Genomic DNA, 12,435 nt, shown 5'->3' on the forward strand with positions numbered 1-12,435 from the left:
TTTGATGATTCTGAACCTGAGGATCAGCCGGTCGGGCACCAGCTAAATCGGCTTAGAAATGCTAAGAAACTCTTGCAATGGGGCATTGTCAGACCACATCAGAGTAGGATTGACGAGTAGCCCAATCGCGTTCGCGTCCAATGGAGTTTCAACACGCCCTAGAGACTGCAAACGAAGCTGTGCTGGCTTACCGGGGCAGTTCTCTCAACAAGTTAGAAGTTGCCCTGCTCGATGGAGTGTGGCACGAGCAAACCTATCAGGAAATTGCCGACGCTTTAGGCTACTCTGTCACCTATGTGGCTCAAGATAGCGGCCCCAAATTCTGGAAACTACTGAGCCAAGCCTTAGGGGCGCGGGTGACGAAAACCAATGTTCGAACCGTTTTGGGGCGATGCTGGCAGGAGAAATGGCGAGAAGGCGCAGGAGAACGGTTTGCTTCTACCTCAGCCCTCGATCCCATCACTCACACCGACTGGGGCGATGCCATTGATATTAGCTCCTTCCACGGGCGCAGCCAAGAACTGGCTACTCTAGAACAGTGGATTAGGCAAGACCACTGTCGTCTGATTACCCTGCTAGGGATTGGCGGAGTAGGCAAAAGTTCGCTGGCAGTCAAATTAGCACACCAACTGGTTGGGAGTGGGGGTACGGAGGGGCAGATTTTACCCCATCACCCCTCCACCTCTCCACCCACCCACTCTTTCGACTACGTGATCTGGCGTTCGCTCCGCAATGCCCCCTCCCTTGAAACCCTGCTAGCCGATCTCGTTCTATTTCTATCGCATCAGCAAGAACCCCACGGTGGACTGAACCAGCTATTGCGTTATTTCCGCTCGGCTCGCTGTTTACTGATTCTGGATAACGTAGAAACTGTGTTTCAGGAGGGCGATCGGGCTGGGCACTACCGCGCTGGCTATGAGAATTATGGAGAACTGTGGCAGGTGATTGGCAAAACCGCGCATCAAAGCTGTGTTATTCTAACCAGCCGCGAGAAACCGTTGGAGCTTCTGGAAATGGAAGGTATGGATGCGCCAGTGCGATCGCTGCAACTAAGCGGCTCGATCGAGATCACCCAACCCATTTTGCAGCAAGAATTAATTGGTTCTGGTACTCAATGTCAGCGCTTGAGTGAACGCTATAGCCATAATCCGTTGGCGTTAAAGGTAGTTTCCAGTATTATCCATGAACTGTTTGATGGTGAGATTGAATTGTTCTTAGAACAAAACGCTAGCTTGTTCAATGGTATACATCGGCTGTTAGAACAGCAGTTCGAACGACTTTCCTATTTAGAACAAGTTATTATGTACTGGTTAGCGATCAATCGGGAATGGACAACGATTGCTGAACTGGTAGAGGATATTATTCCAGCCGTATCTCGAACTCAGTTGCTCGAATCACTGGAATCATTGAAATGGCGTTCGCTGATCGAAACCCGAGCAGGTCGCTACACGCAACAACCTGTAGTGATGGAATATGTCAGCAATCGATTGATTGAAAAAATTAGCAGGGAATTAAACACAACAGAACTGGCTGCATTTCTGCGTTATGCGTTAATCAAAACCACCGTAAAAGACTACATTCGCGAAACCCAGGTTCGGCTAATTTTGCAACCCATTGCTGACCAATTTCGCAGCACCTTCAGTTCCCAGGCTGCGCTCAATCAGCAAATTCTAAAGCTCTTGCTCAGGATTCGGCAGACGGAAGCGACCTGTAGCGGCTATGGTGCCGGCAATTTGATCAACCTCTGCTGTCATTTAAACCTTGATTTGACTGGCTTTGACTTCTCAAATTTAACGCTTCGGCAGGCTTATCTGCGGGATGCCAATTTCCATCACGTCAACTTTTCCCAGTCCCGCTTTGATCGATCAGATTTTATCCAAAACTTTACCGCTATCTTTTCAACTGCCTTGAGCCGCGATGGCAAGTGGATGGCAACTGGAGAATACGATGGGCATGTTCGACTTTGGCGCATCGCAGACACTCAACTCATCCGCTCCATCTCAGCCCACAACAACTGGGTCTGGGCAACCCACTTCAGCCCTGACAACTCGACCTTAGTTACCGCCAGTGCCGACCGCCTGATCAAACTCTGGGACGTCCAAACGGGGCAATTGCTGCGCACGATCCAGGAAAGCATGAGTGTCATGACGGTTCGCTTCAGTCCCGATGGTCGGCTACTGGCTAGCGGTGGCGCAGACTGCGCAGTGAAACTCTGGGATGTTAGAACTGGCGAACTGGTCGCTACCATGCAGGGGCATGACAAATGGGTGTGGTCCGTTTGCTTTAGTGCCGATGGCACGACGCTTGTCAGTGGCGGAGATGACTGCATCATCAAGCTGTGGGATGTCGAGACCGGGCGGCTTCTGAGGGCGCTAGAAGGTCATGACCACTGGGTCTGGTCGGTTTGCTTTAGTCCGGATGACAGGATCGTTGCCAGCGGCAGTTACGATCACACAGTGAAACTCTGGGATATCAGTACCGGCAAGCTATTGCACACGCTGCGAGGGCACCAGGATTGGGTCGGGTCCGTGAGCTTTAGCCCTGACGGCACTCTGCTCGCCAGTAGCAGCCATGATCACACGGTGAGGCTATGGGATGTCGAGACCGGCAGCCTTCTGAACACTTTGCCAGGGCATCAGGACTGTGTTTTATCTGTTGGTTTCAGCCCCGATGGTCGGGTCCTTACTAGCAGCGGGGCAGACTGTACAGTGAAGTTTTGGGATGTGCAGACAAAGCAATTGTTGAACAGCTTGCAAGGCTATACCAATTGGGTCTGGTCAATTGATTTCAGCTCGGATGGTCGATGGCTGGCCAGCGGCAGTGCTGACTATACGGTAAAGCTCTGGGATCTGAATACAGGCAAGCGTTCAGCAACACTGCTAGGCCATCGCGGTTGGGTCCTATCGGTACGCTTTAGCCCGGATGGTCGGCTGCTGGCTAGCGCGAGTGCTGACTACAGAATCAAGCTATGGGATAGTCAGACTGGCAAGCTTTTGCGAACCTTCCAAGGCCACACGGATTGGGTATTGTCGATCGATTTCAATCCAACCGGCACGATGCTCGTGAGCGGTAGCTACGACGGCACCATCAGGCTATGGGATATCCAAACTGGAAACCCCATGCGCCCCCTACAATCCGCTGGCAATTGGGTCTTGGCTGTTGCTTTTAGCCCCGATGGAACAACTCTGGCGAGCGGCAATGCGGATGGGACGGTGAACTTGTGGGATGTCCCAAGCAGAGAGGTGTTGCAGACCCTATCTGGTCATACCAGTGCGGTGTGGGGGATTGCTTTTGCCCCTGATGGTAAAACCCTCGCTACTAGCAGTGAGGATTATATGGTTAAACTATGGGATACGCAAGATGGAAAACTTTTGCGAACGTTTTTAGGCCACCAAAATTGGGTGATGTCGGTTCAGTTCAGTCCTGATGGTACACAGTTAGTCAGTGGCAGTAAGGATTCTACAGCGAAACTGTGGGATGTGCAGACGGGAGAATGTCTACATACGCTTCAAGATCATAGTGATCGCATCTTATCTGTGAGTTTTCATCCTGCTGGAGAACAACTTGCAACTAGTAGCGCAAATGAAACGATTAAGCTGTGGAATAGCAAAACGGGAACATGTCTAGGGGCATTGAGAACCAATCGTCCCTATGAGGGTATGAACATCACCGGAATAACAGGATTAACTGAGGCACAAAAAACAATATTGTCAGCATTGGGAGCGATCGAAACCGATCTTTAAGAAGCTTGGCATACCCCTTCTAGCTCATTCAGTCATTCTGATTCTCCTGCTTGTTTGGTTGACCGTTAGATGGAAACTGGTTGGAGAGACGAATTAGCGCTGATTCAAGTTGGGGCGATAGCCCGAAGTTACCAGAGCGCAAATGCAAATCGTGCTGTGGAAAGGGAATTTCGATTTGTGCCTGTTTCAGTGCAGCGTAGATGCGGTAGTTCAGTTCACTTCTAAGGATGTACTGGCGGCTTGGATCTCGTGTCCAGACCAGGAGTTCAAATTGGAGTGCGCTGTCTCCGAAGCCGGTAAACCAGACCTGCGGTAAGGGCATGGCCAGCACATCGGGATGATTTTGAGCCACCTCCGTCAGGGTCGTTTGTACTGCTTGTGGATCTGTACTGTAGGCAACGCTAACCGGAATATGCAGCCGTGATAGGGGATTGCTGTGACTCCAGTTGATCACCTCTTTTTCTAGAAAGCGAGAATTGGGAATCAGAATCGAGACATGGTCAAGGGTGCGCAACTCAGTCCGGCGGGCACCGATCCGCTCCACCACGCCTTTGAACTCTCCTACCTCAACAAAATCACCGGCCTGAATCGGGCGTTCAAACACCAACACCAAACCGCTGCCAAAGTTTTTAGCGATATCCTGTAGCCCAAACCCAATCCCAACCCCCAAAGCACTAGCCAAAATGGTTAAAGAGCTGATATCCAGCCCCCAAACCTGAAGCAGCACCAAAGCCCCAATTGTAATCAGCGTGTATTTGGTGATCACTGCAATCGCTTCTTGTGGGCCGCGTCCGATTCCGGCTAAGCTTAGAACTCTGGACCTGATGATGTTTGTTACCATGCCGGCGGCAATGATCAGCGCCAACATCAGCCCCAGCAGAATCAGTAAATCGGTAACAGAATAAAAATTTCTGCCTAAGCTGAGGACGGGAGCTGTGAAACTAGAAATCAGCACCGCCGTGATTTGGTAACTCCATTGCCGGGTGAGCGGAAACTGGTTTGTGATATAGAGGATGGCAATAACCCAGACGCCAGTCCGAGTCAGTAACAAAAGCAGTTTGAGCAGTAGTCGCGATGTTTTGGTGACACCTTGGTCGCCAGCCTGATCGCTCGATTCTATCCACTGTTGCGCGGAGCGAGACGCTTGGCGATGCAGCCAACCCAAGCACCAGTGGAGACCAGCCGCCAGAGCGAGTACGGCCACGGCTACGAGCGCCATTTGCTGTAAATAGCTGCTGCTGCGTTCGGTTTGGGCTTGGGATAGGGCGTCTTGCAGTTGCTCGGTCCAAAGCGCGGCCTGTTCGTCGGCTGTGTAGCCCAATTCGGCATCCCGATTGGTTACCGTCAACAGATGCCGGTTGTTGAGTAAAATCACCGGCATCTGATTGCGCGTCTCCAACTGAACCTGAATTGGTTGGCTCGACTGTACGGCTTCCCTGAGCTGCACGTTGATCAATCTAGCTCGCTCCTCCGCGCTGAACTGTTCAGAACTGCTGATTTGAAACAGAGGTTGACCATCCAGAACAACTGTTGCTTGATTGGCAATTCGACTGGCAGTTGGATTGGTCGTTTGAGCCGCAGATGAATTTTGCAATTGAGCAATTGCAGGCGATAAAAGGCCAAATAACAAACTGACGCTAAGAATAATCGAGATTACAAGCGTAAACCAACGAAAGCTGGAATTTAAGCAGATCCGTGAACGGCGAGAATAAAACAACTGAAAGCAAGGCATCGGTTCTTCAACGCAACAACTGGTTTGATCGTATCCTTCACTCCAATCTGGCACTAATCTCGTTTGGCTGCCAGAACCGGAATCACTTTCTCACCAAATGTATGAATAAACTGCTCTTGTTTCCGATTGACGTTGTGTAGAATCAACTCATCGAATCCCAGTTCGATGTCTTGCTGCAACCACGCGATATGCTGCTGAATATCGGTTGCGATGCGAACATGCTGATTCAATTCATCGGGTTGAATAAATTCTCCTAGGGCATCAAATTGCTGAGGCGTGCGTAACTCGGTCAGAACATGGTTAGGGAAAATATTACTACGCCATTGCTGATGTGCTCCGTGTTGGGCGCTTGCCAGATCCCGGTCATAGGAAAGTTGTACTTTGAGGATCATTGGCTTGCCTGTTCCGCCACCACGACGAAAGGCTTCTACAACCGGCCTCAGCTTTTCCGACGGACGAGATATCGTAATCAGGCCATCAGCCCAGCTTCCTAGCCACTCGGCGGTCTTCGCAGTTACGGCGGCTCCAATAATCAAAGGTGGTGTTTGGGGGCGGGTGTAAAGCCTGGCCTCTTCTACACAAACCAATCCCCGTTGGGTGACGGTCTCTCCAGCCCACAGAGCACGCATAATATCGGCACATTCCTTCAGGCGGGCATTGCGTTCGTCTTTACAGAGCCATTTGTTGCCGGTAATCCGTTCGTTTAGCGCCTGTCCGCTGCCAATCGTCAGCCAAAAGCGATTCGGAAACATCTCGGCTAGGGTGGCGGCGGCCTGAGCAATAATTGCAGGATGGTAACGGTCGCCGGGTGCATTGACAATCCGATAGGCTAAACTGGGAGTCGCCTGCATCGCTGCACCAAGCCACGACCAAGCAAAGCCACTCTGCCCCTGCTGCTCACTCCAGGGATGAAAATGATCCGAGGAAAGAACATGGGTAAATCCAGCTTGTTCTGCTAATTGTACATATTGGAGGAGTTCACTGGGTTTGAACTGTTCGTGGGATGCATGAAAACCAATCTTGACCATAAATGAACTCATCTCCTAAACCGAAAAGTGAACACAAAATATGAGCAATCCAGTAAACACTAGAGCTTATATTGATACAATCTAGGCGATGCAATTGAACTGACTAAGCATGCCCCTAAGCATTCCACTCTTAGCAACTTTGCTGTCTCTCGACGTCCTGCTAAGGTTAGAAATTATGAAAGCTGTAATCATCGCCAGCTAATTTTGTTCGCTAATTTATTGGTTGATTCCGCTGGCGCTCGGTTGCGCGTTTCACTTTATTAATCCAAGGTTGATAAATTTTTAGAATTTCAGCATAAGGAACGGTGGTTTCAAATACCAATTGCGAGAGTGACGGTGGGCACTGCTGCGGCAATAGGCGATGCAATAGTTTGCCAAGCTGTTCTCTTAAGATGAACTCAATGAACAGGCGTGTCGAGCTAGGAAACGAGTAGTTGCTCAGTTCTGTTAAGGCATGGGCATCCTTTTTACGGCGTAGGGTGAACTGCTCTAGGGCAATTTTCAGATCATCTCCAGTTTCGTTCAACAAACTATTCAGCATGGCAACATCTTCGAGAGCGGCGTTACATCCTTGTCCAATCGCCGGTGATACTGCATGGATGGCATCGCCGATCAATAATACGCTGTCGCTGTAGTGATAATGACTGCAACTCGTTGTTAAAACCCGAGTTATGGGGCGTTTTAGAAAAGCTTCGGCTTCAGCTTCAGTCATCATCTGACCAACTTCGGGAAAATGCTGCTGAAAATACTGTAAAACATCTTCGCAACTGGCGAGCTGAGCGACCTGATTATGCTGACGTGGAAACAGGATCACGCCTCCCATCGTACCGTCATACTGATGCAGCAGTACAATAAAGGTGCCATCGTTAGTTCTCCAGGAGTGAATTTTTCCCGCTTCTAACTTGATTTCGGGATGGGACTGAGGGTGAGCCAAAAAAATTGATTTGTAGTCATTCAAGACATACTTTTGCTCAAATTCAAACAGATCGTGAGTTAGAAAAGCCGCTCTTACAATTGAATGGGAGCCATCTGCTCCTATCAGCAGGTCATAGGGAACCGTATGACTTTCTCCTGCTGTCAGGGGTTGAATCGTTGCTGTTTTGGCTTCTAGATTAACTTGAGTGCATAGATGGTTAAAGTAAAAATTCAAACGGTTATTATCATAAGCTTGCAGTAATTCTAGTAGCAGTATAACAAGGTTCGTTCGATCCAATGTTACCAATGGTCTTTTCCGCGTCGTTACCCTGGTTTTACCCGCTTGGTGAAAAACCGTTCCATACATTTCCAAACTGACTCGTTTAACCGCTGCTTCAACGTTGGGAATTTGGTACAGAGCATCAGTTCCTCGATCGTTTAAGGAAATCGGAAAGGTTCTAGCATTAGGGAAAGACATTAGCCGTGGATCGCTTCGCCGCTCATAGATAGTGACCTGATACTGATTATCTCGACGCAATAGATAATGGGCTAACAGAACTCCGCTTGGACCTGCACCAATGATTACCACTTTTTTGCTCATAGGAGCCTCCCCACTAGTTTGAATTCTAATGTGCCACAAAATTAGCTGATTCCAAAATAGTGCTTGAAAAACTCCATCTATTTGCAGATGTCTGTTTCTATTTGCAAAACGTCCCAGATGGATGTTATCCAGCCTACGTTTACTCGTTTAATCAAACAATTTCATCTCCGTCTTTTGTTGGATTATTCGGTTTCGTACATTCGTTAAGGTATGCCAAGACAAGGCTTATCGCCGGGTCAGTAAACGAATTTTCCAATGGAGTTGTCTATGACTTATACCATCGATGAACGCACAAAATCTGCGTTAAACGCTTTTCAGAATTTCGATGTCGATACCCAACTAGCATTGCTTTGGTATGGTTACCTCGATCTCAAAGATCAACTCAAGCCCGCTCCACCCGATAGTGTGGAAGCTGTAGGAAAAGCTGTATTTGATCAGATCCAGGTGCTATCTCCCGAAAATCAACTGCAAGCTCAGCGGGATTTGATTAAGGGTGCCGGGAACGAAATCAACCGTGCTTACAAAGCCCTCAGCGCCAACGCCAAATTGGAAGTCTGGCTGCTGCTAGCCCAGGGCATGGAAAAAGGCACAATTATCCAGGTGCCGTCTGACTACCAGCTTCCTGCCGAAACCGATCAATTTACGTCGATGGTAAAACAGCTAGAGTTTGAGCAACGGGTGAACTTTATGCTCAATGCAGTGCAGGCAATGGGTTAAGCTACTGACTAACGATTCCGGGATCCTGCTTCCCCAAATCCTATTTCTGGACTAGCGTAGGAACTCAGTTTCTACGTTGGTCTTTTTCATTTAAGCCTTACCAGAAGGCTGGCTCGAATTGCGGCTGAATATCGATATTCTTCCGTCGCTAGTCGGATCTAGTGCAAATCACAAGATGAGGCTTTGGGTCACTCGTCTAGCTGGTTGCAATTAGCTTGCTGACGATAACAAACCCTGCAATCGGGGCATAAACCGCTCAACTGATAGTAGGTGCTCGGTTTGTTCTACTTCAATTTGCCCAATCGGTCTCGCTGTTGATTTTAGCGATTCGCAACTCTTGACTCATACAGGACTCAACCTGCTCTAGTACCGCATCCATTAAATGAGATGGTCTACACCAAGGAGCATAGAACATCACCAATAAGGGCAAATCTGAATCTGATAAAAGCGTTTCCAAGCTACTCAACTAATTCCGCCTAGCGCTCCACCAGCAATTCTCCTAAATCCAATCTGACAAACGGTAAGATTTTAGAAGGCTCTGGCCCTCACCGTCGCGCTAATTCAGAATGTGTTATGGCTGACAGGCAGTTTGTTCCACTGAATATTGCTGTGCTGACCGTATCGGACACTCGCACCGAAGCAACGGATAAATCGGGGCGGCTTTTAGTCGAGCGACTGACTCAGGCGGGGCATCATCTGGCAGAAAAGGTGATTGTGCCCGACAATATCTACAAAATTCGAGCCGTAGTTTCCCACTGGATTGTGGATGAAACAGTACAGGTGGTGATCACAACGGGCGGCACTGGACTGACAGGCCGAGATGGAACTCCAGAAGCAATTTTGCCGCTGTTAGATAAAGAAATTCAGGGCTTTGGCGAATTGTTTCGGATGATTTCTTATCAAGAGATCAAAACCTCGACGATCCAGTCTCGGGCCTTGGCGGGGGTGGCAAACGGAACCTATATTTTCTGTCTGCCGGGTTCCTCCGGAGCCTGTCAAACCGGATGGGATGCCATTCTTAAAGACCAACTCGACTACCGCCACCGCCCCTGCAACTTTGCGGAGCTAATGCCACGTTTGACCGAAACCTAAACTCCTAAAACCTAAACTCCTGAAACCTAAATTCAGCCCTATCTGTCCCTCGTTTCACTCGTTTCACTCGTTTCATTAGAGCATGACTATGGTTGCCGTGTTTCGTTTAACAGTCGTTTCAATCGCCACGGTTTGTTTGTGGGGAATCCAAGCGCTGGCTCAGGGGAACGAACCTGCCCCAGATCTCCGTCCTGAGTTGCCCCAACCCTCCCAGCCTCAGCCTGACCGGGTAGAGTCCCAACTTCCAACCGTCGAGCGGCCGACTTGTCCGGCGGGCCAGTTTGCTTCCGCCTTTCCCGATGTCCTGCCCACTGACTGGGCCTATGAAGCAGTCAATCGCTTGGCGGTCGGTCCGATTCGATGTTTTCCCCTACCTTCCCAGTCATCTCTTGAGCAACGCTGAATATGAAATCGCAATGGGAATGTGTCCTACAGAACTTAGGAGAATGGCAGGGGTCGTTTACGCAACTGTCGCCTACGGGAGAAATCCTGAAACAGATCCCCAGCCTGATTTCCCTGCGGGGCGTAAACAACAATCAATCGATTCATTTGCGGTTACAGCGCTACTATCCGGATGAATCGGGTGCCGTTCCAGCCCAACCCCATGAGCTGGTTCGAGACTTTAGCACCACCGGAGCCGGGGCGCTGTTTTTTGAGAGCGGTGCTTTTTCAGAAGGCTCTAGCTATTTTGCAACCGGGATCCAGTTTGGCGCAGAGTTCGCGTTTATCTACAATGATCGCCGCATGCGCCTAGTGCAAATGTTTGACCCAGCAGGCCAACTTTCCCAACTCACGCTAATTCGCGAGCAGCGCGTTGGCACAGACGCCCCAGAGCGCCCGCTGCTGCAACTCAAGGATCTTTTAGGCGACTGGCAAGGCGAGGCTACTACCCTCTATCCTAACTCCTTGCAAGTGGAAACAAGTTCCACCACGCGCAGGCTAGTTTGGCAGGGCGAACAGGTACTCCAGATGGCTGACTCTCAGTCGTTGCTGCTGCAACCTGCTCAAACTCAGTTGGGTGTTGCCCATTTTAGCTTTGAACAGGATGGTTTGCTGTTTCAGAGTTTGCTTTTACCCGATGGAGCTTCTGCCACGTTCCCAACTGAAATTCGTCTGGGTCGCGCCTTTTTCTTAGAAACTGGATGGCTGCTGCAGCCCAATCTGCGACAGCGTCTGATTCGCCGCTATGATGCAAATGGCAAGTGGTTGAATGTAACATTTATGATCGAACAAAAACGGTGATTCATAGCCTCTCAACCTACCGCCAATTGGCTAACTAAGGAAAATGCCTCCACGCATTTGAATGGAAGCATTTGCTTGTTAAGCACTCATTATGACTACGACATGTCTACAACACCTACATCCCTAAAGCAGCTTTTAGTTCAAATCTTTAGCTCATCAGTGAGGGAGGTGTAATCGCTACTGGAATTGCTTCACCTGATGCTAAATCGAGCGGGAAATTATGAGCATTGCGTTCGTGCATCACTTCCATACCCAAGTTAGCTCGATTGAGAATATCCGCCCATGTTTGAATCACTCGACCCTGTGAATCCAAAACACTTTGGTTAAAATTGAATCCATTCAGGTTAAATGCCATGGTGCTAATTCCCAGTGCCGTGAACCAGATACCCACTACAGGCCAAGCCGCCAGCAGAAAATGGAGGGTACGGCTGTTTGCTTTGGTGCCCAAAATAATCTCATTGGTTCGACCAACTAAGCGACCAAAATAACCATGAGCCGCCACAATATTGTAGGTTTCTTCTTCTTGTCCAAATTTGTAGCCATTGTTTTGTGACTCGATCTCGGTTGTTTCCCGTACTAGTGAAGATGTCACTAGTGAGCCGTGCATGGCACTAAACAAGGCTCCTCCAAACACACCCGCTACACCCAACATGTGGAATGGATGCATTAAGATATTGTGTTCAGCTTGAAACACAAACATAAAGTTAAACGTCCCAGAAATGCCAAGCGGCATCCCATCCGAAAATGAACCTTGCCCGATTGGGTAGATCAAAAATACAGCAGTAGCAGCAGCAACGGGTGCAGAATACGCGACACAGATCCAAGGCCGCATACCAAGCCGATAGCTCAATTCCCACTCACGACCCATGTAAGCAAAAATACCAATCAGGAAGTGGAAGACGACGAGCTGGTACGGACCACCGTTGTAGAGCCACTCGTCTAGAGAAGCGGCTTCCCAAATCGGGTAGAAGTGCAGACCAATCGCGTTCGAGGAGGGCACGACTGCACCGGAGATGATGTTGTTGCCATACATCAAGGAGCCAGCCACGGGTTCGCGGATGCCGTCGATATCGACCGGGGGAGCCGCGATGAAGGCAATAACGAAGCAGGTTGTTGCAGCTAGCAGAGTAGGAATCATCAGGACGCCAAACCAGCCGATGTACAGCCGATTCTCGATACTGGTAATCCAATCACCAAACCGCTGCCACAAGCCGACGGTTTCGCGTCTTTGCAGAGTTGTTGTCATATCTCTATGAAGGAAAAAACGACAGGGCTAGATTAGCTAAGCAACGAAAAAGCTCTAGCTATTAACTAACCTGTTAGTTAGTTTAAGTAATCAATTTTCTGTTGTCAATAATTTCTTAA

The 12,435-nt window shown here is 49.3% G+C and carries 10 protein-coding genes; 5 read left to right on the forward strand and 5 right to left on the reverse strand.

Annotated elements, in window-relative coordinates; genetic code table 11:
- The first annotated feature begins 140 nt into the window (after positions 1 to 140).
- The gene (locus HJG54_RS32855) at positions 141 to 3,743 is read left to right on the forward strand and encodes a pentapeptide repeat-containing protein (protein WP_316436066.1); all 3,603 of its coding nucleotides are present in this window, start codon (positions 141 to 143) and stop codon (positions 3,741 to 3,743) included.
- Positions 3,744 to 3,771: 28 nt separating this feature from the next.
- Here HJG54_RS32855 and HJG54_RS32860 read toward each other — a convergent pair whose 3' ends face one another.
- The 3 genes from HJG54_RS32860 to HJG54_RS32870 form a co-directional block, all read right to left on the reverse strand.
- Positions 3,772 to 5,475 (reverse strand): mechanosensitive ion channel family protein, encoded by a 1,704-nt coding sequence (locus tag HJG54_RS32860; protein ID WP_316436067.1) that lies wholly within the window; start codon positions 5,473 to 5,475, stop codon positions 3,772 to 3,774.
- 53 nt (positions 5,476 to 5,528) lie between these two features.
- A complete protein-coding gene (locus tag HJG54_RS32865; protein WP_316436068.1) occupies positions 5,529 to 6,503 on the reverse strand; it encodes a TIGR03885 family FMN-dependent LLM class oxidoreductase in 975 nt (324 codons plus the stop codon).
- A gap of 211 nt (positions 6,504 to 6,714) precedes the next feature.
- Positions 6,715 to 8,019 carry an FAD-dependent oxidoreductase gene (locus HJG54_RS32870; protein ID WP_316436069.1) on the reverse strand — a complete coding sequence of 435 codons (1,305 nt, stop codon included), beginning with the start codon at positions 8,017 to 8,019 and terminating at the stop codon, positions 6,715 to 6,717.
- A 267-nt stretch (positions 8,020 to 8,286) separates the two neighbouring features.
- On the opposite strand from HJG54_RS32870, the gene HJG54_RS32875 reads away from it, so the two are divergent.
- A complete protein-coding gene (locus tag HJG54_RS32875; protein ID WP_316436070.1) occupies positions 8,287 to 8,736 on the forward strand; it encodes an orange carotenoid protein N-terminal domain-containing protein in 450 nt (149 codons plus the stop codon).
- A 289-nt stretch (positions 8,737 to 9,025) separates the two neighbouring features.
- Here HJG54_RS32875 and HJG54_RS35675 read toward each other — a convergent pair whose 3' ends face one another.
- Complete coding sequence (locus HJG54_RS35675) at positions 9,026 to 9,202, reverse strand: thioredoxin domain-containing protein (protein ID WP_420717421.1); 177 nt, start codon at positions 9,200 to 9,202, stop codon at positions 9,026 to 9,028.
- A 107-nt stretch (positions 9,203 to 9,309) separates the two neighbouring features.
- Here HJG54_RS35675 and moaB point away from each other — a divergent pair, with 107 nt between their 5' ends.
- From moaB to HJG54_RS32890, 3 genes are all read left to right on the forward strand, one after another.
- A complete protein-coding gene (moaB, locus tag HJG54_RS32880) occupies positions 9,310 to 9,828 on the forward strand; it encodes a molybdenum cofactor biosynthesis protein B (RefSeq protein WP_316436071.1) in 519 nt (172 codons plus the stop codon).
- 88 nt (positions 9,829 to 9,916) lie between these two features.
- Positions 9,917 to 10,231, forward strand: a complete 315-nt coding sequence (locus HJG54_RS32885) for a hypothetical protein (RefSeq protein WP_316436072.1) — start codon at positions 9,917 to 9,919, stop codon at positions 10,229 to 10,231.
- A 2-nt stretch (positions 10,232 to 10,233) separates the two neighbouring features.
- On the forward strand, positions 10,234 to 11,070 hold the full coding sequence (locus tag HJG54_RS32890) for a DUF3598 family protein (protein WP_316436074.1): 837 nt from the start codon (positions 10,234 to 10,236) through the stop codon (positions 11,068 to 11,070).
- Positions 11,071 to 11,218: 148 nt separating this feature from the next.
- Here the strand turns inward: HJG54_RS32890 and psbA are convergent, their stop codons facing one another.
- Entirely contained in the window at positions 11,219 to 12,316 is a 1,098-nt protein-coding gene (gene psbA / locus HJG54_RS32895) for a photosystem II q(b) protein (protein ID WP_316436075.1), read from the reverse strand.
- Positions 12,317 to 12,435: the final 119 nt, after the last annotated feature.

Origin of the sequence: Leptolyngbya sp. NK1-12, assembly GCF_032598965.1 — a bacterium.
Classification (GTDB): domain Bacteria; phylum Cyanobacteriota; class Cyanobacteriia; order Elainellales; family Elainellaceae; genus Elainella.